Raw genomic sequence first — 19,545 nt, 5'->3', positions numbered from 1 at the left:
TGTCGCGGAAAATGAACCTCGCGCTTTGGAGCAAAGAGTTCTTCTTCGAACTCTTTGCTTATATGCGATAGCCCTGCCCCCTAAAGGGGAGGGTGAGCGCGTCCGTTTGCCTTGGCTAAGGAAGGTCTACGCGCGCCGCGCCAGAAACGCAGCCGCCTCGCGCAGCGACGCGCGCGCTTCCGGCATGAAGGCGGCGCCCAATTGCCAGCCATGCGGAACCAGCGGGAAAGCTGTCAGCTCCACTGAGGTTCCCGCCGCTGCGGCGCGCTCGGCGAGGCGGCGCGAATCGTCGAGCAGCAGCTCGTCCTCGCCCACATGCAGCAAAAGCGGCGGCAGGCCGGAGAGATCGCCGAGTAGCGGCGACGCCTCCGGGTCCTTCGCGCTCGCTTCGCCGAGATATTGCCGCGCGGCGAGCCGCAGCGCGCGCCGCGTGAAGATCGGGTCCTTCCCCTCATTGTCGCGCGTCGAGGCGCCGCTCGTCGAAAGATCGGTCCAGGGCGAGAACAGCGCCGCCGCGCTGGGGAGCGGCAGGCCGCGCGCGCGCAGCCGCAGCATCAAGGCGAGCGCCAATCCGCCGCCGGCCGAATCGCCGGCGAGCGCCAAAGGTCCGCGCGCGGCGAGGCGCTCATAGACGCTGCTCACATCGTCGAGCGCGGCGGGGAAGCGATGCTCGGGGGCCAGCCGATAGGCGGGGGTGAAGACATTGAATCCGGCCTTCGCGAAAAAGCGCGCGGTGGAGCGATAGAGGCGCGGCGCGCCGGCCATATAGGCGCCGCCATGCAGATAGAGCAGCGTCGCCTTTGGCGCGCGCGCTCTGATCCATTCGCCGGGGATGTCCGGTTCGGCTTCGGCGCCGCCGGAGGGCGGCCAGGGAAAGCGCAGATTCAGCGCCTGAGCCGCGGCGTCCGCTCCGCCCTCGCCGCAGATGCGCGGGCGCAGGAAGCGGCGCAGAAAGGCGCGCGAAAGATGCGCCGAAAGGCTCGCCATGCCGGGCTATTTCGCGGCCGGCGCCGGCGGCGGGGCGGCGGGCTTTTCGGCCGGAGGAATGGTCGTCTCCAGCAACGCGTCGAGCTTTTCGTCCACGAGGCCGGCGGCCTTGGCGCGGCTGTTCCACAGCATGGCCTCGGAATGGTTCTTCTCGACGCCGAGCCCTTCGGCCAGCAGCCGCGCGAGGCGATTCTGCGCCACCACATTGCCGGCGGCGGCGGCCTGCCGCAGCAGCTTCACCGCATGGGCGCGGTCGCGCGCGACGCCGGCGCCGTTGAACTCCATGATCGCGAATTCCACCATGGCGGCTGTATGGCCGGCCTCGGAGGCCTTGCGCAGCCAATTGGCGGCCTCGGCCGGATCGGCCGGCGCGCCGCGGCCGTTCTTGTAGAGCAGCGCCAGCGCATAGGCGGCGTCGGAATTGTCCAGCTCGGCGGCGCGGCGGAAATAGGCCTGCGCCTTGGCGAAATCCGGCTCCTTGCCGTCATTTTCGAGCCACAGCTCGCCCAATAGCTGCAGCGCCGCCGCATGGCCTTCGGCCTTCTCGAGATAGGTTTTCGCGAGCGCGCGGTCCTTGGCGGTGTCGCGGCCGGTGAGCGAGGCCGCGCCGAAGAAATAGGCGGCGTCCTTGCCGCCGGCGTCGGCGGCGCGGCGGAACCATTGCATCGCCTGGGCGCGGTCGCGCGCGACGCCTTGCCCGTCGAGATAGAGCCGGCCGATCAGCGTGAGGGCGGCGGCGTCCCTGGGATTTGCGGCGAGGCGCTTTTGCGCTTCGCCCATGGCGGCGACATAGTCCCCGCGCTGATAGGCGCCGAAGGCGAGATCGGCGGCCGGCGGCGCAGGCTCGGCCGCGAGGGCCGGGGCGGCGAGCAGGAGCAGGGCGAAAGCGAGGCGCTTGCTCATTTCGCCGCCTCTCGGACGAGCCGCGCCGCCTCGCGCATGGCCTCCGCCGGGCCGCGCGGATCGTCCCACACTGCCGCGTCCAGGCTCACGAATTCCGCGCCGGCGGCGGAGAGCGGGCCGACCTCGGCGAGGCTATGCGCCAGCGCCACGCAAGGCGTGTTGAATATCTCCGCCCACCAGGCGACGCGCTCGGCGGTCCATTGGAGAGAAGGCGGCGCGCCGTCCTCCCCTATATCGCCGAAGAGGAGATAATCCGCGCCCGCCTCGCCGGCGCGCATGGCCTCGTCGCGCGAGGCGAGAGCGCCGACGCCGACGATGAAATCGGGCGAGAGGCGCTTTATCGCCGCGGCGAGGCGCTTTTCGTCATAGGGAAGATGCAGCCCGTCGGCGCCGTAGCGCGAGACCAGCTCCGGCTCGCCCTCGATGAGGAGCGCGACGCCCACCGGCTGCGCTATGGCCGCGACAGCGCTTATCGCGCGCTCGGCCGCCGCAGGGGGCATGGTCTCGAGGCGCAGCAGCAGGCTCGCGACCTCGGCGGCCGCCAGCGCGGCGGAAAGGCGCGGCAGAAAGGGCTCGATCTCGGCGAGGCGGGGCGTCGCCAGATAGAGGCGGGCGAAATCTTCGGACTGATCTTGCGGCATCGCTTCTCGTCGTTCGGTCGTGCTGTCTTCACGCGAACCGGTTCCCTGCTTCGCACGAAAACACTCTAGAGCCGGGCGGCGGCCGACTCAAATCGGCGCGAATCGGCGCCGTTGTATGGCGCCGCGAAGCGGATTATGCGACTGGGGCGCAAGAATCGCATGAACGGCGAAACGCATGAGCGACGAGACGGCATGAGCGGCCCGCGCATATTGATCGTCGACGATGAGCCGCAAATGCTGCGCGTGCTGCGGCCGGCGCTCGCGGCGAGCGGCTATGAGACGCTGGAGGCCGCAACCGGCCGCGAGGCGCTGAAGGCGATCGCCGCCAGCGCGCCGGACGCGGTGCTGCTCGATCTCGGCCTGCCGGATATGGACGGCAAGGAGGCGCTGCGGCAGGCGCGCGCCTTCTCGCAAGTGCCGATCCTCATTCTCTCGGCGCGCGACCGCGAGGCGGAGAAGATCGCCGCGCTCGACGCCGGCGCCGACGATTATGTGGAAAAGCCCTTCTCGATCGGCGAATTGCTGGCGCGGCTGCGCGCGGCGCTCCGCCATGGCGCGAAGACCGTGGCCGAGGCCGCCGAGATAGAGAGCGGCGGGCTACGCATCGATCTCGCGCGGCGGCGGGTGACGAAGAATGGCGTCGCCGTGAAGCTGACGCCCAAGGAATATGAGCTATTGGCGACGCTCGCGCGTCACGCGGACCGGCTGCTGACGCATCGCCAGATTCTGACGGCCGTATGGGGTCCGGCGCATGGCGAGGACACGCAATATTTGCGCGTCTTCATCGGCCAGCTGCGCGCCAAGATCGAGGATGACGCCGCCGCGCCGGCGATCCTTCTGACGGAGCCGGGGGTCGGCTATCGTTTCGTGAAGCTCTGATCGTTTCAGCGCGCCTTGCGGCAGACGATGCGGATCGCCTGGCCTTTGGCGAGGCCGGTCTCGGACTCGACCGGAACGAAGCGGCAGCGGTCCTGCGCATGCTCGGCGACGACGAAGATGGCCGGCTCGGCGACGGGCGCGGCGCTGCGCGAGAGGAAGGCCTTGGCGCCGGCGAGGGCGACGGTCGCGCCCAGAATGACGAAGGCGATTTTGATCGCGGAGCCGGTCTCGACGGGGCGCGAGGCGAATTCGGAAACGGCGAAGGTCATTGTCTCATCCTCGGTTCGTGTCATGGGCGGTTCGTGTCATGGCGACGCGCGCCCTGCGTATGAGGCGAGTTGTAACGGGAGGCGTCCTCGGCGTTTGTGCGCGAGGGCACAGATCAATAGGCCTTGCGGCAGACCCAGCGCGTGACCTGGCCGCGCACGCCATAGCCTTCGTCGATCTCGACGACGACGGGACGGCAGACGCTCTGCGCGGCGTCGGCGGCGGCGAAGCTCGCCGGCTCGGCGATGGAGGCGACCGGCGCGGTCGGCGGCACGGGGGCGGCGACGCTCTGCGCCAGAAAGGCCTTGGCGCCGGCCAGCGCGACGGTCGCGCCGAGGATCACGAAAGCCATGCGCATGGCGGCGTCGGTGCGGACAGGGCGCGAAGCGAATTCTGTAACGGCGAAAGTCATTGTATTCTCTCCACCAGCGCGTCGTCGGCGTTATCTCCGGCGAACGATGCTGTTGTAGGAGAGCTGCGCCCGCGTGTTTGTGCTTAGGCGCACATGGGGAGGCGCTCGGCTTTCGAGAGCAAGGGATCGCCCGGATGCGTCACGCGAAAATCATAGCGATTTGCGTCGTCCTATCGGCGACGGCGGCCGCCGGCGAGGAGGCGATGGTCCTCGGCCCACGGCAATTCGAGGCGGACCGCAGCGGCGCCGGAGCGGTGCTCTGCGCCTGGTCGATCTATCTGACCGTTCAGCATTATGCGAATGCGTGCGGCGTGGCTCGGAGCGCGGCGGACGGCGCCATCGACGAGGCGATCAAGTCGATCGACGAATTCATTCTCGCCAATTCTTCGCTGCATCCGACGCGCGCGGCGCTCGAGGCGTTCAAGCGCCGCGCCGCGCAATCGGAGGCCGCCTCGGCGCGCAAATTCTGCGAGAATCGCGATCTCGAGCCGTTCCGCAGCGTCACGCCGCAGGCGTTGCGCGAATCGATGAGCCGGCTGCTCGCGGTTCCGCGCGAGCCGGTGATGAATCCCTGCTTGTGAGCGACATCCGCTCGACGCCCGCTATATCGGATCGCTCGCGCCCCACACTGGCGAGCGATCGCCGTCGAAGGGCGTGAGATTGAGGCGATAGCGGGCGAGGATCACGCCGTCGCGACGGGCGAAAAGGGCTCGCCGCGCGGAAGATCGCGATCGGGCGATGCTCGCCCGATGTGTCGCAGAGCTCGAGCCGATATTCGACGCGGTCGGCGCCGCTCACCCGCCCACCACCGTCGTCATCACCTGTCCCTCGCGGGCCAGCGTGATCTTCCAATAATAATGGCGGTTGATCGTCGCCCGCTCGAGGTCGCGCGTGGTGGCGATCTTCTCGTCATTGACGACGAGGATCACGTCGCCCTTCTGCAGATTGAGCTGCGCGGCGACCGATTGCGGGTCGATCTCCGCGACGACGACGCCGTTGATCGCGCCCTGCACGGAGAATTCCTCCAGCACGGCGGGGGAGATGTTGACGACCGTCGCGCCCGCGAAGGGCGAGGGGCCTTTCACCTTCACCGCATCGCGCGCCGGGACTTCGGGCGCGGCGGAGAGCTTCAGAGGCACGGCGATGGTCTTGCCTCCGCGCAGCACGCCCAGCGTCGCCTGTCCGCCCAGCGGCTTGGTGGCGAGGCGATAGCCGAGCGCCTCTGGATCGTCGGCCGATTGGCCGTCCACGGCGACGATGACGTCGCCGCGCTTCAGCCCTGCGTCGAGCGCCGGGCCTTTGGGGTAGAGATCGGCGACCAGCGCGCCGGCGGGGCGCTCGAGGCCGAGGCTGTCGGAAATCTCCTTGGAGAGATTTTGCAGCGTGGCGCCGAGCCAGGGGCGCTTGACCTGCTTGCCGCCGCCCTTGGCCGCCGCCACGACGATCTTGACCATATTGACGGGAATCGCGAAGCCGATGCCGACCGAGCCGCCCGATTTGGAGAAGATCGCCGAATTTATGCCGACGACGCGTCCGGCCATGTCGACGAGCGGGCCGCCGGAATTGCCGGGATTGATGGAGGCGTCGGTCTGGATGAAGAAGCCATAGTCGGAAATGCCGACCTGCGTGCGCGCCAGCGCGGAGACGATGCCCTGCGTCACCGTCTGCCCGACGCCGAAAGGATTGCCGATGGCGAGCGCCAGATCGCCGACCTCGAGCGCATCCGAATCGCCGAGCTCCATGGTGGGATAGGTCGCGGCCTCGGTCAGCTTCAGCACGGCGAGATCGGTGCGCGGATCGCGCAGCAGGATTTTCGCGGGTATCTCGCGCTTGTCGGAGAGCGAGACCTTCACGTCGGTCATGCCCTCGATAACGTGATTATTGGTGACGACGAGGCCGGAGGCGTCGACGATGACGCCGGAGCCGAGCGATTGCGCCGTCGGCCCGCGCTGGCCGCCCCCGCCGCCGCCCTCGCCGAAGAAGCGGCGGAAGATCGGATCGTCGAAGAAGGGATTGGCCGGCCGCTGCTCGATGCGCGTCGCGAAGACATTGACGACGGCGGGCGTCGCCCGTTTCACGATGGGCGCGAAGGACAAGATCACATCGGCGCGCGACTGCGGCAGGGCGCGCTCCTGCTGGGGCGCGACCAGCGTCTCCGCCAGCGCCGCCGGCGCGGCGAGCGTGAGCAGAGCGAGAGCCGCAATGAATTGGCGCCGAAGAAAAATCATCGATCGTCCTCTCGGGGTGCGATTCGTGGAGCGAGATTCGGTCCCGCATATTAGCCCGAAAAGCGTCAGACTCGTGGAATTCGCATGAGCGCGTAGGGGCGGGGGAGGAAATCGAACGTCGTCGGCGCCGCGGGCTTGCGTGGCTCGGGCTTCTCCATTAACGGATGCGCCCTCTTTCGATTCGGTCGAAAGCGATTGGTTCTTTTATCGTTTGCGCGGAGCCGAAGCGGCGAAAGGCTCGCAAATGTCGAAAAGCATTCCAAAATTCATTCTGGAGGCGATCGGGCCACGACTCCTCGGCCTCACTGTCGCGACAACGGCGCTCACGGCGCTCGGCGCCTTGTTCCAGGCGGTGGCGCCGTTGGCGCTCGGCCGCGCGGTCGATCTCTTCAGCCACGCCGACGCCGCAGGCTCGACGCTCGCGGTCTGCCTCTATGTGGGGCTGCTCGGGGCGGCGCGGCTGGCGCCGACGATCGCGACGCCCTTTACAATGTCGGTCGAGCGGCGACTCGTCCATGCGATCTCGAGCAAAGTCTATGCGCATGCGCTCGATCTGCCATACGCGTATCATCTGACGCGTAAGACCGGCGAGCTCGGCCGCACCATTTCGGAAGGCGTAAACGCCTGCCGCCATCTGCTCTCCATGGTCGCCGGCCTTCTGCCGATGGCGATCGAAATCATCGCGGCCGCTGGCGTCCTGTCGCATCTCTTCGACGCGTCCATGCTCGCGGCCTATACGGCTTTCGTCGCGATCTATGCGGCGACTTTCGCGACCTCGATGAAGGGGTATCGAGACACAGCGATGCTGGCGCTGGAGCAGGATGGCAAGGCCTCGAATCTCTTTATGGAAAGCCTGCTGAATTTCGAGACTGTGAAGGCTTTCGTCGCCGAGCGCGCCGTGATGACGCGGCTCCGCGGTCTCTTCGAACAAGCCGAGGCGGGATGGTTGCGTCATTCCGCGCAAGGCGCGCGAAATCAGATCGCGCTGACGGTCGTCTTCACTCTGTCTTTCGGCGGCATATTCGCTCTCGCCGTGATGCGGCTCGAGACGAGCGGCGGCCCGCCGAGCGATCTGCTGCTCGTCGCGCTCTATCTCACGCAAGTCGTCCGGCCGATCGAGCATTTCACGCTCGTTTGGCGTGAGGTCATCCGCAGCGGCGCTCAGGTCGAGCGCATGCTCGCTATTCTAACGGAGAAGACCGAGGCCGAGCTTTCACCCGGCGGCGAGGCGCTGGCGGGCGAGGGACCGCTGTCGGTCGGCGTCGAGGCGCTCCTCTATTCGCATCATCCAGATCGTCCGACGCTGCGCGAGGTGAGTTTCGTCATTCCGCCCGGGCGAACGCTCGCTGTCGTCGGGTCCAGCGGCGGCGGGAAGTCGACGCTCGCGCGGCTGCTGTTCCGCTTCCACGAGCCGCAGCGAGGAGCGATCCGCTTCGACGGCGTCCCTATCGAGGATCTGGATCTCCGCGCGTTGCGCGGCGCTCTCGCTCTCGTGCCGCAGGATTGCGTGCTGTTCAATGAAACGCTCGTCGACAACATCCGCTTCGCGCGGCCGGAGGCGACGCGCGAGGAGATAGAGGCGGCGATGAGCGCTGCCGGGTTGGATGATGTCATCGTGCGCCTGCCGCAGGGCGCGAACACGATCGTCGGAGAGCGCGGCCTGCGGCTTTCCGGCGGCGAGAAGCAGCGCGTCGCCATCGCGCGCGCGCTGTTGAAGCGCCCTCGGCTTCTCGTCCTCGACGAGGCGACCTCTGCGCTGGACACGCGCACCGAGCGCATCATTCAAGAGCGGATCGCCAATGTAGCCCGAGGCGTGACGCGCTTCGTCGTGGCGCATCGTTTATCGACCGTGGTCGAGGCGGACGAGATCATCGTGCTCGAGGAGGGCGCGATCGTCGAGCGCGGCTCGCATGACGCTCTGCTCGCCGCAGATGGTCGCTATGCGAAAATGTGGGCGGCGCAGCGTCGCGAGAACGCAGAGGCTGCGCTGGAGCCCGCTTGACGCGATCGAGATCAGCGGGCGCGCGCGAGATAAATCGTGTGGCGAGGATCGCCCTCGGCGCCGCGCGCGGCGATCTCCACGGCGCGGAAGGAGAAGCGCGTCTCCTCGAGGCGCTGCTCGAAGCCGGGCGAAGGATCGGCGGACCAGACGGCGAGCACGCCCGCAGGGGCGAGGGCGCGCCGCATCTTGCGCAGGCCGCGCGCGGAGAAGAGCGCGGAATTAATTTCGCAGAGCACCGCCTCCGGGCCATTGTCTATGTCGAGGAGGATGGCGTCATAGGCGCCCGCTTCCGCCTCCATCAGCGCGGCGACGTCGCCCTCCCGCGCTTCCACGCGGGCGTCCTCGAGCGGGCGGCCGGCCAGCGGCGCGAGGGGGCCGCGATTCCAGGCGATGATCTCGGGGAGCAGCTCGGCGACGATGATCCGCGCATCTTGCGGCGCGGCGTCGAGCGCGGCGCGCAGGGTGAAGCCCATGCCGAGGCCGCCGACCAGAATGCGCGGCATGGCGGCGCTGATCTCGGCGAGGGCGAGCCGGGCCAGCGCCTCCTCCGAGCGATGCGCCCGGTTGGACATGAGGTCATAGCCGTTGCAGCGGATTTCATAGACGCCGCCGCGCCGGCGCAGCAGCAGCTCGTCGCCCGCGGCGGTGCGGGCGCGAGAAAGCTCTTCCCAGGGTTCGAGAATCAAGCTTCCGGGTCCGCCCTGCGGCCGATGCGGCCGAGATGGGTGTCGCCGAAGGCGGTTCCATATTTCAGGCCGAAGCCGAGCATTCGGTCGAAGCCGATATGCGCGATGTGAATCAGCGCGATCGAGATCATCAGCCCTTGGCCGAGAGAGACGCCGGCGCCGAGCACGGCGAAGGGGATGATGGTCGTGTGGGCGGTATTATAGGCGATGGCGCCGATGCGCGGGCCGGCGAGATAGAACGCCATCGACAGATCGGGGAAGAGGAACAGCCAGGCCAGGAGGCGCCAATCGGCCCCGAGGCCGAAATAAGCGAAAAGGGCGGCCGCCATCAGCGCCGCCCCTTCTAATCTCAACAGAATTTTCGGCCAGCCGAGAACGCTTCCGCTCGCGGGGCCGGAGAGCATCGGCGTTACGCCGCTTCTTCCGTCGCCGTCTGGACGGGGCCGGAATCCTGGCCCTTGGCGTCCACGTCGCGGTCGACGAACTCGATCACGGCGAGCGGGGCGTTGTCGCCATAGCGGAAGCCCGCCTTCAGCACGCGCGTGTAGCCGCCATTGCGCTCCTTGTAGCGCGGGCCGAGCACGTCGAAGAGCTTCTTGACCAGATCGACGTCGCGCAGGCGGGAGATGGCCTGACGGCGAGCGTGGAGGTCGCCGCGCTTGCCGAGCGTCACCAGCTTCTCGACGATGGGGCGAAGATCCTTGGCCTTGGGCAGAGTCGTGACGATCTGCTCATGCTTGATGAGCGCCTGGGCCATGTTGACGAACATCGCCTGACGATGCTCGTGGGTGCGGCCGAAGCGGCGCTTCTTATTGCGATGATACATTGTGGCGTCTCCGTTATTTTAGCGGCCGCCGTGCCAAGGAACGGCCGTCGTGATGAGCGAATAGGCTGTAGCGAATAGCGAGTAGAATATTCTATTCGCTACTCGCTATCTCGCTATTCGCTCAATAATGCTCTTCGAATCTCTTGGCGAGATCGTCGATGTTCTCCGGCGGCCAGCCGGGCACTTCCATGCCGAGGTGCAGGCCCATCTGCGCCAGCACTTCCTTGATCTCGTTCAAGGACTTGCGGCCGAAGTTCGGGGTGCGGAGCATTTCCGCCTCCGACTTCTGGATGAGGTCGCCGATATAGACGATATTGTCGTTCTTCAGGCAGTTGGCCGAGCGCACCGAGAGCTCGAGCTCGTCCACCTTCTTCAGCAGCGCCGGGTTGAAGGCGAGCTGCGGGATGGACGGAGCGGCCTCCTCGCGGCGCGGCTCCTCGAAGTTCACGAAGACCGAGAGCTGATCCTGCAGAATGCGCGCCGCATAGGCGAGCGCGTCTTCCGGCGAGATGGCGCCATTGGTCTCGATCGTCAGCGTCAGCTTGTCCTTGTCGAGCTCCTGGCCCTCGCGGGTGTTCTCGACGCGATAGCTCACCTTCTTGACCGGCGAGTAGAGGCTGTCGATCGGGATGAGGCCGATCGGCGCGTCCTCGGCGCGGTTGCGGTCCGCCGGCACATAGCCCTTGCCGGTGGAGACGGTGAATTCGACCCGGAACTCGGCGCCCTCGTCCAGCGTGCAGATGACGAGATCGGGATTGAGGATCTGCAGATCGCCGGTGGCCTGGATGTCGCCGGCCGTGACCGGCCCCGGTCCCTGCTTCTTCAGCGTCAGGCGCTTCACGCCCTCGCCGCTGTATTTGATGGCGATGTCCTTGATGTTGAGGACAATGTCGGTGACGTCCTCACGCACGCCCGGGATCGACGAGAATTCGTGCAGCACGCCGTCGATGTGGATGGAGGTGATCGCCGCGCCCTGCAGGGAGGAGAGCAGAATGCGACGCAGCGCATTGCCCAACGTCAAGCCGAAGCCGCGCTCGAGCGGCGAAGCGACGGCCACCGCGATGCGGCGCGGATCATAGCCCGCCGTCACCTCGAGCTTGCTGGGCTTGATGAGTTCCTGCCAGTTCTTCTGGATGCTCACTGTGGCGCCTTTCCTTCAGCTCTCGGCCGGGTCCCGCGCGCCTGCGGCGCGAGACCCCGTCGCAATTCGTCTCGATGAAACAGGTCTCGTCAGACGCGGCGGCGCTTGCGCGGGCGGCAGCCATTGTGCGGAATGGGCGTCACGTCGCGGATGGAGGTCACGGTGAAGCCCGCGGCCTGCAGCGCGCGCAGCGCCGACTCACGACCGGAGCCCGGCCCGGAAACCTCGACCTCGAGGGTGCGAACGCCATGCTCGCCAGCCTTGCGGGCCGCGTCCTCGGCGGCCATCTGCGCGGCGTAGGGCGTCGATTTGCGCGAGCCCTTGAAGCCCATCGTGCCGGCGGACGACCAGGACACGGTGTTGCCCTGCGCGTCGGTGATGGTGATCATCGTGTTGTTGAACGTCGAATTCACATGCGCGACGCCGGAAACGATGTTCTTGCGCTCCCTGCGGCGAACGCGGGTGGTCTCTTTTGCCATAGTCTCTTTCTCGTCCTTCGGACGCGCCCGTAATGCCGGGCGCTAGGGCTCGATGAGGGCGGAAGCGCTCGTCGCTCCGCGCCCAGGTGATCGTCGCGGGAGAGCCCGCGACACGTGAATCCGATTACTTCTTCTTGCCGGCGATCGGCTTCGCCTTGCCCTTGCGGGTGCGGGCGTTGGTGTGGGTGCGCTGGCCGCGCACCGGCAGCTGGCGACGGTGGCGCAGGCCGCGATAGCAGCCGAGGTCCATCAGGCGCTTGATGTTGATCGCCACCTCGCGGCGAAGGTCGCCTTCGACCAGATAGTCGCGGTCGATCGTCTCGCGGATCTGCAGCACCTCGGCGTCGGTCAGCTGAGCGACGCGACGCTCGGCGGGGATGTTCACCTTCTCGATGATCTCCTGCGCCTTTTTCGGCCCGATTCCATGGATATACTGCAGAGCGATGACGACGCGCTTGTTGGTCGGAATGTTGACGCCGGCTATACGGGCCATTTTCTCGTCTCTCCATGTGAGGGCGAGCTCGAGGCTCGCCGATTATGCCCGCGTCCGGTGGAGGCCGGCCCCTGCGGGCTTTTTTATACGACAACGGCTCCGTTCCCGCTGAGGAACGGAGCGCGAGGCCGAAGTGATGAAGGTGGGGTTCCTAGGCGAAAGCCGTCGACCCGTCAAGGCGCTCGGCCCGCTGGTCCGTCACTTTTCCTCACTATATTCCTCGAGCTCCAGCCACATGGCGTTGATGACGCCGAAGGCGCAGGCGAGGCCGAGCCCGAGAATCCAAGAAAAATACCACATGGCGCTCTCCTTTGCGCGATAGGGGAAATTGCGGTCAGTAGGGATAATTTTCCTTGTCCCCCACGGTGGCCTCCGTCACCTGCCCGCGCAGCGCATGATAGATCCAGGCCGTATAGGCGAGCACGATCGGCAGGAAGACGACGACGGCTCCCAGCATCAGCGTCAATGTGTGGCGGCTCGAGGAGGCGTCCCACAGGGTCAGGCTGTGATTGGGATCGAGCGAGGAGGGCAGCAGAAAGGGGAAGAGGGTGAGGCCCGCCGTGGCGATGACGCCGGCGGTGGCGAGGCTGGAGCCGATGAAGGCCACGATCGGCGCCGAAAGGGCGAGCGCCAGCACGGCGACGATGACGCCGAAATAGGTCAGGGCGGGCGCGGCCAGCGTCCAGGGACGCGCCTCATAGGCGGCCCGCCAGGCGCCGGCCTCGCGCACGACGGTCTTGGCCAGAGGATTGGAGGGGCCGGAGGGATCGACGGCGCTCGTCAGCACATAGCCGTCGATATTCTGCGCGCCCCAATAGCCGGCGTAAGTGAAGGCGGCGAGCAGCACGATCGCCGCCAGCCAGCCGGCCAGCTTGGCGCGAAAGGCGACCGGGCCTTGCGTCTTGGCGGCGAGCCAGGCGGCGCCCTGCAGCGTTATCATGGCGAGGCTGACGAGGCCCGCGAGCAGAGCGAAGGGCGTCAGCAGGCCGAAGAGATCGCCCTCGTAGATGATGTTCAGCTCGTCGTCGAAGCGGAAGGGCGCGCCGAGGAGCACATTGCCGAAGGCGACGCCGAAGAGAAGCGCCGGCACGAAGCCGGAGGCGAAGAAAATCCAGTCCCAGGCGCGCCGCCAGCCGGGCGTCTCCACCTTGCTGCGATAGACGATCGCCGCCGGCCGCAGAATGAGGCCGAGCAGGACCAGAAACATCGCCAGATAGAAGCCCGAGAAGGAGACGGCGTAGAGCGCCGGAAAAGCGGCGAAGATCGCGCCGCCGCCGAGAATCAGCCAGACCTGATTGCCCTCCCACACCGGGCCGATGACGTTGAGCGTCTGCCGGCGCTCGCCGTCTCTGCGGGCGACGAAGGGATGGAGCACGGCGACGCCGAGATCGAAGCCGTCGGCGATCGCAAATCCGATGAGCAGCGTTCCGAGCAAGGCCCACCAGACGAGCCGCAATATGCCGTAATCGATCATGTCGAAATCTCCTCGATGAGGATTTCTTGTCGAGACGATTGGTGGCCGGCGCTCCTTCTTTCGCGAAGGCCCCCTCCCTCACTTCGCGGGAGAGGGGGGCGACGAGGTATCGCGAAGCTTCGATGAAGCGCTGGATCTGCTCCCTCTCCCGCAAAGCGGGGGAGGGCTGGGGGAGGGGGCTGATCGCCTCACGCGATTTGGAACGGGCGCTCCGGCGCCTCGCGCGGGGAGGGCTCGATGGTCGGGCCGAGGCGGATGTATTTCAGCATCAGCCACACTTCGACGATGGCCAGCGCGCTGTAGAACAGCACGAAGCCGCCGAGGCTGAGCAGAACATTATAGGCCGGCACATTGGACGCGCCGAGGAAGGTCGGCAGCACGCTGTCGATGATCCAGGGCTGGCGGCCATATTCGGCGACGATCCAGCCGAGCTCGGCCGCGATCCAGGGCAGCGGGAGGCTGTAGAAGGCGAGCTTCAAGAGCCAAGGATTGTCACGCAAGCGCCGGCGGCTCGCCACGAGGAAGGCCGCCGCGAACAGGAAGATGAAATAAAAGCCCAGCGCCACCATGATGCGGAAGGCCCAGAACAGCACCGGCACATTGGGGATGGTGGTGAGCGCCGCCTCATGGACCTGCTCTTCGGTGGCGTTCTCGATATCGGGCCGGAACCGCTTCAGCAGCAGCGAATGGCCGAGGTCCTTGAAGGCAGGCTCGAGCTCTGCGGGGATGGCGGCGCTGGGTCCGTCGGGACGCGCGGCCAGCCATTCATAGGCGGGCATTCCGGCGCGAATGCGCGTCTCCGATTTCTCGACCAGCGATTTTATGCCCTCGACCGGCGTGTCCAGCGAGCGCGTCGCGATGAGGCCGAGGAGATAGGGCACCTCGATCTTCAAATGCGTCGTCTGCTGATTCACATCGGGAATGCCGAAGAGGGTGAAGGAGGCCGGCGCCGGCTCCGTCTCCCACATGGCCTCGATCGCCGCGATCTTCATTTTCTGGTTGAAGCTCGCCGTATAGCCGCTCTCGTCGCCGAGCACGACGACGGAGAGCGCCGAGGCGAGGCCGAAGCTCGCCGCCACATTGGCGGAGCGCCGCGCGATCTCGCGATGCTCGCGCTTGTAGAGCAGATAATAGGCCGAGATGGAGAGCACGAACATCGCGCCGGTCACATAGCCGGCGCTGACGGTGTGCACGAATTTCGACTGAGCGACGGGGTTGAAGAACACTTCCGAGAAGGAAGTGAGCTCCATGCGCAAGGTCTGCGGATTGAACGCCGCCCCGACCGGATTGAGCATCCAGCTATTGGCGATGAGAATCCACAGCGCCGAGAAATTCGCGCCGAGGGCGACGAGCCAAGTGACGGCGAGATGCGCCACCGGGCTCAGCCGGTTCCAGCCGAAGAAGAAGAGGCCGACGAAGGACGCCTCGAGGAAGAAGGCCATCAGCCCCTCGATCGCCAGCGGCGCGCCGAAAATATCGCCCACATAATGCGAGTAGTAGGACCAGTTGGTTCCGAACTGGAACTCCATGGTGATGCCGGTGGCGACGCCCATCGCGAAATTGATTCCGAACAGCGTGCCCCAGAAGTTGACCGCGTCGCGCCATATGGTGCGGCCGGTCATCACGAAGACGCTCTCCATTATGGCGAGGAGGATCGAAAGGCCGAGCGTCAGCGGCACGAAGAGGAAGTGGTAGAGGGCGGTCAGAGCGAATTGCAGTCTTGAAAGCGTCACCACGTCGAGCTCGAACATCATGCGCTCCGTGAAAGGATTGTCAGCCGCGGTCGCGAGCGAAGAGCTTTTCCGCCACAGCCGCCGGCGAGACATGCGGCCGCTGCGAGGCGGGAAAGCAGAGGAAATAGAGCAGGGCGAGGGCCGCGATCTTGAGAGCGAGGGCGATGGCGATCTCTCGCCCGAGCCGATGCGTCGCCGAATGGGCCGACATGCGTTTCTCCCCGCCCGAAGCGCCGGGCCTCGAGGACACTATCCTCGAAAGGCCTCGCCTTCATGACCGCGAAAGTCCTTAAAGCCCGTACGTGGTCTCCGAAGGCTCCGGTCTCGCCATAAAGAGCATAGGGCGGCCTCCATACGAAGCCCCGAAATGTCGCTGCGCGATTTTGTCGCCGTCCCGCGAGGGACGCCCCTCGAGAGAAATCCCGCAGCCGACTTCTTGACTTTGCCCGGCGCGTGCCTTATTCGGCGCCTCTCGCTAGCGCAATGCGTTGCGCCGCGCTCGCGGGGGAGTAGCTCAGTTGGTTAGAGCGCCGGCCTGTCACGCCGGAGGTCGCGGGTTCGAGCCCCGTCTCTCTCGCCATTTCGAATCCGCAGGCCGAATCGATCTCGTCCATGCTGGACGCGAAAGCGTAGACGCGCCATATTGAGTGCGCGCCCGAGAGGAAGAGCCGTGACAGCCGTCGCCTTCGACACTCTGAAATTCGTCGAGAAACTCGAGGCCGCCGGCGTGTCCCATGCGCAGGCCAAGGCGACCGCCGAAGCATTCGCCGAGGCGACGGGACAGGAACTCGTCACCAAATCCGATCTCGCGGCCGCCAAAGCCGAGCTGAAAGCCGACATAGCCTCCACGCGGGCAGAGCTTCGTGAGGTCGAGCTGCGCATGACGGTGAAGCTCGGCGGCCTGATCGTCGGCGCGGTCGGCGTCATCCTCGCGGCGATTCGTTATTTGCCCGCAGGCCATTGAAGCGCTCCGCTTCAATTCTCCAGCAGCCAGCGCGCGCAATCGTCCCAATAGGGCCGGCCGGGGTCGCGGAAGAAGCCGAAATGGCCCATGCCCCGCCCCTCGGCGCGAATCGCCAGCGGCTCTATATGGGCGCGGCTGTAGCGCTTCAGCAGCGCCTCCACCGCCGGCTTCGGCGCCATCCAATCATCGTCGATGGTCAGCGCGCGAATCGCTCCCGTGAACCGGTCGAAGCATCCGGGGAAGGGGCGGCCCGACGCATCGACGAAATAGGCCTCGCTGCGGCACCAGCGCGCCCATTCCAGCGCGGCGTCCTTGGGCAGATCCTCGCCGAGGCCGAGCCGCGCCGCCGGAAAATAGCCGAGCAGGGCGGCAGGGATCGGCAGCAGCGCGCGCCACATCAGCCATAGCGCATATTTGCGCGGGGCCGGCCACAGCCGCCAATCGCCGATCTGCGTGCTGACCGCCAGCATGGCGCGAATGCGGTCATTGTTGTCGGCCAGGCCGACCATTTGCCCGCCGACGCTGTGCGAGACGACGCGCAAGGGCTCCGCCGGCGCGAGCCGCAGCGCATGGTCGATGATTCCGGCGAGGTCCTGCTCGCCCCAGGCGCGCAATCCGCCGCCGGGCGCGCCGAAGCGGCGGGAGGCGCCGACGCCGCGATAATCGAAGGTGAGAACGCGGCATCCGCGCGCGGCGAGAAAGCGCGCCAGCCGCTCGTAGAATTTCTGCTTCACCGCAATGGCGCCGGCGATGACGACCATTGGTCCGTCCCCGCTCGGGGGCGAGAACAGCGTCGCCGCGAGAGACGCTCCGTCTCTCGCGGCGATGGTCATCGTTTCGACTGCGCCGTCGCCGGCTCTCGTCATGCGGTCACGCTCTCCTCGGGAAGCCTCGCGGCTTCGGCTTTGGCGAGCGGCGCCTCCGCCTCGCGGCGCTGCCGGCTCTGCTGCTGATAGTGAGCGGCGAGCGGCAGGTTTTCAACCGCGGGGAACTCCTCCTCGATCTTCTTCGGCTTGAAGAGGGTGACGACGGATTTCCAGGTCGCGATCCCCCAGCCCTGCGAGCGATAGGGATAGCCGTGCTCCTCGCAGAACTGGCGCAGCATGGGCGCGAGCTGCGGATAGTGACGCGGGCTGATCCAGGGGAAGAGGTGATGCTCGATCTGGAAATCGACGCCGCCGCACAGCAGCCGGCCGATCGGACCCGTCTCGAAATTCACCGCCGTCGCCGTCTGCAGCATCAGATAATTGTCGCGCGTCGCATCCTTCGTCACCTGGATCGCCTCCTCCGGGTAATGGGCCGGAGCAAAGAGCGCGAACATGACATAGGACATCATGAACATCTGCACGACGAAGAAGGTCGCGACATTGGCGAAGCCGAAGAAATAGATCGGAATGATCGTCCACACGATCCAATGTCCGATCATGCAGGCGAGATCGAGCCAGCTCTGCCAGTTGCGACGCTCGTCGTCGCGCAGCTCGCGGATCAGGAAGCGCCAGCCCTTGAAGGCGACGCCGAAGGAATTGCCGAGCAGCACGATGGGGAAGAAATAGCCCTGATGCTCGAACCACCAGCGCGCGAGGCCGCTGGCCTTCTTCAGATCGCGATCATTGAGCGTGAACACCGGCATCAGATCGGCGTCGTCGTCCACGCCGATGACGTTCGGATTGGGGTGATGCACGACGACATGCTTATGGCGCCAATAATTGCCCGACACGCCGAGGAAGAACGGAAAGTCGAAATACATGATGAATTCGTTGATCCACGGACTGTTGCTGATCGCATGATGCGAGGCGGTGTGGCCGTTGGTCGACATGCCCATGCAGCCATAGGCGACGAGGATCATGCCGATCGCCTTGACGATGAGCATGTCCGAGACGATGACGAGCGCGACGCCTGTCGCCGTCAAGGCGATGAACAGCAGCCATTCGGCAATGCCGATGGCGGTCAGCTTGCGGGCGTATCCCGCACGGCGGACCTGCTCGCGCAGGCGCGCGAAATCCTGATTGGCTTCCTTAGACATATGCACCCCCGTAAAAAATCAAATCGCGCATCAGACGCGCTGCAGCCGGTACGGCGCGTGATAATCCTTGGTGAAGAGGAGCTGATAGAGCGCCTGGTCCCCGGCCATGGCGGAAGCTATTCCGCAGCTGAGGTAGTATTCCCACATGCGCTTGAAGACCGTGTCGTAGCGCACAGGATCGAGCGTTCCGCTATTGGCGCGGAAGGCCTCCAGCCAGCGACGCAGAGTCACGGCGTAATGGCGCGCCATATTCTCGACGTCGAGAATGGCGAGGCAATTCTTCTCGAGCTCCGTCGTCATCGCAGAGAGCTTCGGCGTGTCGGAGCCGGGGAACACATATTTCTGAATGAAGGGATCATGGCGATTGATCGCCGTGTTGCAGCCGATGACATGCACGAGGCCGCGGCCCTTCGGCGCCAGCAGGCGCTCTATGGCGCCGAAATAGGCGGGGTAGTCCTTGGCGCGCACATGCTCCAGCATGCCGACGCTGACGATGCGATCGAAAGAGCCTTCGATCTCGCGATAGTCGCCGAGGATGAAGCGCACGCGATCGGAGACGCCATATTTGGCGGCGTTCTCCTGCGCCCGCGCATGATGCGCGACGCTATTGGTGACGCCGACGCCGCGCGCGCCGAAATTCAGCGCAGCGTGAATCAGCATGCCGCCCTTGCCGCAGCCGATGTCGAGAAGCGACTGGCCGGGCTCGATCTCGAGCTTCTGGCAGATGCGATCGAGCTTGCGCTGCTGCAGGAGATCGGCGTCGTCGTCCTGCGAATGCGCATAGCCGCAGGAATAGACCTGATAGCGATCGAGCAGAAAGGCGTCGAACACATCCTCGCCTATGTCGTAGTGACGGCGCACATTGGTCGCCGGGCTCAGCAGGCGATTGCTCGCCAGCATGCCGGCATAGCGAAGCAGGAAGCTCCAATCGGAGCGCAGCTTCTTGTGCAGGCCGGCGCGGCACAGCATTGTGAGGCAGTCGACCAGACGGCCGTCCTCGACCTCGAAATCCTGCGCCATGAAGGCTTCGCCCATGCCGAGATTGCCGAAGGCGAGCACGCGGCTGAAGAAATCGTCGCGCAGCACGCGCAGCACGATCGGCGCGTCATCGCCGGCGCCGAAGCGATGATCGACGCCATTGTGACGAACGATCAGCGTTCCCTGATGAAGATGGCGCGACAGCATCTCGAAGAAAGCGTCCTTCGGCTGACGCGCTCCCAATAGCTGCGCGAGCGAAAGCTGTCGGCGCGCCGTCTTCGCGTCGAAAGCGCGCGCGGCATGTTCGGGCATATATCTCGTATCCGTCATCTGTCTCTCCCAATTCATATCGCGCGCTTTCGGCAAAGAATTTCCGCGCTGCTCGTGCTGGAAACGACGCGCGAAATCTTCCGCACGTCCGCGCTATTT

The 19,545-nt window shown here is 66.0% G+C and carries 23 protein-coding genes and 1 tRNA gene; 5 read left to right on the top strand and 19 right to left on the bottom strand.

From position 1 onward, the window contains the following. Positions 1-126 precede the first annotated feature (126 nt). Genes ACT53T_RS21955 through ACT53T_RS21945 form a run of 3 tightly spaced genes read right to left on the bottom strand, consistent with a single transcriptional unit; the run spans position 127 to position 2,531 of the window. Positions 127-987: an alpha/beta hydrolase gene (locus ACT53T_RS21955; protein WP_476162819.1), complete on the bottom strand. Its 861-nt coding sequence runs from the start codon at positions 985-987 to the stop codon at positions 127-129. Between the two features lie 6 nt (positions 988-993). Beyond that, complete coding sequence (locus ACT53T_RS21950; RefSeq protein ID WP_476162818.1) at positions 994-1,890, bottom strand: tetratricopeptide repeat protein; 897 nt, start codon at positions 1,888-1,890, stop codon at positions 994-996. Beyond that, positions 1,887-2,531: a thiamine phosphate synthase gene (locus tag ACT53T_RS21945; protein WP_476162817.1), complete on the bottom strand. Its 645-nt coding sequence runs from the start codon at positions 2,529-2,531 to the stop codon at positions 1,887-1,889. Before ACT53T_RS21945 ends, ACT53T_RS21950 begins: the two co-directional genes overlap by 4 nt. A gap of 192 nt (positions 2,532-2,723) precedes the next feature. Here ACT53T_RS21945 and ACT53T_RS21940 point away from each other — a divergent pair, with 192 nt between their 5' ends. Beyond that, positions 2,724-3,410 (top strand): response regulator, encoded by a 687-nt coding sequence (locus ACT53T_RS21940; RefSeq protein WP_476162834.1) that lies wholly within the window; start codon positions 2,724-2,726, stop codon positions 3,408-3,410. Positions 3,411-3,415: 5 nt separating this feature from the next. On the opposite strand, the gene ACT53T_RS21935 is transcribed toward ACT53T_RS21940, so the two are convergent. Further along, positions 3,416-3,703 (bottom strand): hypothetical protein, encoded by a 288-nt coding sequence (locus tag ACT53T_RS21935; RefSeq protein WP_476162816.1) that lies wholly within the window; start codon positions 3,701-3,703, stop codon positions 3,416-3,418. 89 nt (positions 3,704-3,792) lie between these two features. Beyond that, the gene (locus tag ACT53T_RS21930) at positions 3,793-4,089 is read right to left on the bottom strand and encodes a hypothetical protein (protein WP_476162815.1); all 297 of its coding nucleotides are present in this window, start codon (positions 4,087-4,089) and stop codon (positions 3,793-3,795) included. A 134-nt stretch (positions 4,090-4,223) separates the two neighbouring features. On the opposite strand from ACT53T_RS21930, the gene ACT53T_RS21925 reads away from it, so the two are divergent. Then, a complete protein-coding gene (locus ACT53T_RS21925; protein ID WP_476162814.1) occupies positions 4,224-4,670 on the top strand; it encodes a hypothetical protein in 447 nt (148 codons plus the stop codon). 213 nt (positions 4,671-4,883) lie between these two features. Here the strand turns inward: ACT53T_RS21925 and ACT53T_RS21920 are convergent, their stop codons facing one another. Next, positions 4,884-6,317 (bottom strand): Do family serine endopeptidase, encoded by a 1,434-nt coding sequence (locus tag ACT53T_RS21920; RefSeq protein WP_476162813.1) that lies wholly within the window; start codon positions 6,315-6,317, stop codon positions 4,884-4,886. A 244-nt stretch (positions 6,318-6,561) separates the two neighbouring features. On the opposite strand from ACT53T_RS21920, the gene ACT53T_RS21915 reads away from it, so the two are divergent. Further along, positions 6,562-8,319, top strand: coding sequence for an ATP-binding cassette domain-containing protein (locus ACT53T_RS21915; protein WP_476162812.1), 1,758 nt, complete (start codon positions 6,562-6,564; stop codon positions 8,317-8,319). Positions 8,320-8,330: 11 nt separating this feature from the next. On the opposite strand, the gene ACT53T_RS21910 is transcribed toward ACT53T_RS21915, so the two are convergent. The 10 genes from ACT53T_RS21910 to cydP all read right to left on the bottom strand — a co-directional run bounded on the left by ACT53T_RS21910 (position 8,331) and on the right by cydP (position 15,362). Next, positions 8,331-9,005 (bottom strand): spermidine synthase family protein, encoded by a 675-nt coding sequence (locus ACT53T_RS21910; protein ID WP_476162811.1) that lies wholly within the window; start codon positions 9,003-9,005, stop codon positions 8,331-8,333. After that, positions 9,002-9,409 carry a DUF4260 domain-containing protein gene (locus tag ACT53T_RS21905; RefSeq protein WP_476162810.1) on the bottom strand — a complete coding sequence of 136 codons (408 nt, stop codon included), beginning with the start codon at positions 9,407-9,409 and terminating at the stop codon, positions 9,002-9,004. The genes ACT53T_RS21910 and ACT53T_RS21905 overlap by 4 nt, the downstream gene beginning before the upstream one ends. Before the next feature lie 5 nt (positions 9,410-9,414). Further along, positions 9,415-9,831, bottom strand: a complete 417-nt coding sequence (gene rplQ, locus ACT53T_RS21900) for a 50S ribosomal protein L17 (RefSeq protein ID WP_018267196.1) — start codon at positions 9,829-9,831, stop codon at positions 9,415-9,417. A 121-nt stretch (positions 9,832-9,952) separates the two neighbouring features. Continuing rightward, on the bottom strand, positions 9,953-10,972 hold the full coding sequence (locus tag ACT53T_RS21895; protein ID WP_018267195.1) for a DNA-directed RNA polymerase subunit alpha: 1,020 nt from the start codon (positions 10,970-10,972) through the stop codon (positions 9,953-9,955). Positions 10,973-11,061: 89 nt separating this feature from the next. Then, positions 11,062-11,451, bottom strand: coding sequence for a 30S ribosomal protein S11 (gene rpsK / locus ACT53T_RS21890; protein ID WP_018267194.1), 390 nt, complete (start codon positions 11,449-11,451; stop codon positions 11,062-11,064). A 124-nt stretch (positions 11,452-11,575) separates the two neighbouring features. After that, positions 11,576-11,944 (bottom strand): 30S ribosomal protein S13, encoded by a 369-nt coding sequence (gene rpsM, locus ACT53T_RS21885; protein WP_018267193.1) that lies wholly within the window; start codon positions 11,942-11,944, stop codon positions 11,576-11,578. Between the two features lie 198 nt (positions 11,945-12,142). Further along, complete coding sequence (gene cydX, locus ACT53T_RS21880; RefSeq protein WP_024878255.1) at positions 12,143-12,244, bottom strand: cytochrome bd-I oxidase subunit CydX; 102 nt, start codon at positions 12,242-12,244, stop codon at positions 12,143-12,145. A 34-nt stretch (positions 12,245-12,278) separates the two neighbouring features. Next, positions 12,279-13,418, bottom strand: coding sequence for a cytochrome d ubiquinol oxidase subunit II (gene cydB / locus ACT53T_RS21875; protein ID WP_476162809.1), 1,140 nt, complete (start codon positions 13,416-13,418; stop codon positions 12,279-12,281). 188 nt (positions 13,419-13,606) lie between these two features. Beyond that, positions 13,607-15,169: a cytochrome ubiquinol oxidase subunit I gene (locus ACT53T_RS21870; RefSeq protein WP_476162833.1), complete on the bottom strand. Its 1,563-nt coding sequence runs from the start codon at positions 15,167-15,169 to the stop codon at positions 13,607-13,609. Positions 15,170-15,191: 22 nt separating this feature from the next. After that, positions 15,192-15,362 (bottom strand): cytochrome oxidase putative small subunit CydP, encoded by a 171-nt coding sequence (cydP, locus tag ACT53T_RS21865; protein WP_400770108.1) that lies wholly within the window; start codon positions 15,360-15,362, stop codon positions 15,192-15,194. Between the two features lie 292 nt (positions 15,363-15,654). Here cydP and ACT53T_RS21860 point away from each other — a divergent pair. Then, positions 15,655-15,731 (top strand) — tRNA-Asp (locus ACT53T_RS21860). A 90-nt stretch (positions 15,732-15,821) separates the two neighbouring features. After that, positions 15,822-16,115 (top strand): CCDC90 family protein, encoded by a 294-nt coding sequence (locus ACT53T_RS21855; RefSeq protein WP_400770107.1) that lies wholly within the window; start codon positions 15,822-15,824, stop codon positions 16,113-16,115. Between the two features lie 11 nt (positions 16,116-16,126). Here ACT53T_RS21855 and ACT53T_RS21850 read toward each other — a convergent pair whose 3' ends face one another. Genes ACT53T_RS21850 through ACT53T_RS21840 form a run of 3 tightly spaced genes read right to left on the bottom strand, consistent with a single transcriptional unit; the run spans position 16,127 to position 19,446 of the window. Beyond that, entirely contained in the window at positions 16,127-16,981 is an 855-nt protein-coding gene (locus ACT53T_RS21850) for an alpha/beta hydrolase family protein (RefSeq protein ID WP_476162808.1), read from the bottom strand. Beyond that, the gene (locus ACT53T_RS21845; RefSeq protein WP_476162807.1) at positions 16,978-18,138 is read right to left on the bottom strand and encodes a fatty acid desaturase family protein; all 1,161 of its coding nucleotides are present in this window, start codon (positions 18,136-18,138) and stop codon (positions 16,978-16,980) included. Before ACT53T_RS21845 ends, ACT53T_RS21850 begins: the two co-directional genes overlap by 4 nt. Positions 18,139-18,168: 30 nt before the next feature. Next, positions 18,169-19,446 (bottom strand): class I SAM-dependent methyltransferase, encoded by a 1,278-nt coding sequence (locus ACT53T_RS21840; RefSeq protein ID WP_400770104.1) that lies wholly within the window; start codon positions 19,444-19,446, stop codon positions 18,169-18,171. Between the last annotated feature and the right edge of the window lie 99 nt (positions 19,447-19,545).

The sequence above is a fragment of the Methylosinus sp. DMC45 genome, from assembly GCF_056313885.1.
The sequence above is the reverse complement of the archived record's forward strand: the minus strand, read 5'-3'. Positions and strand labels throughout refer to the sequence as shown.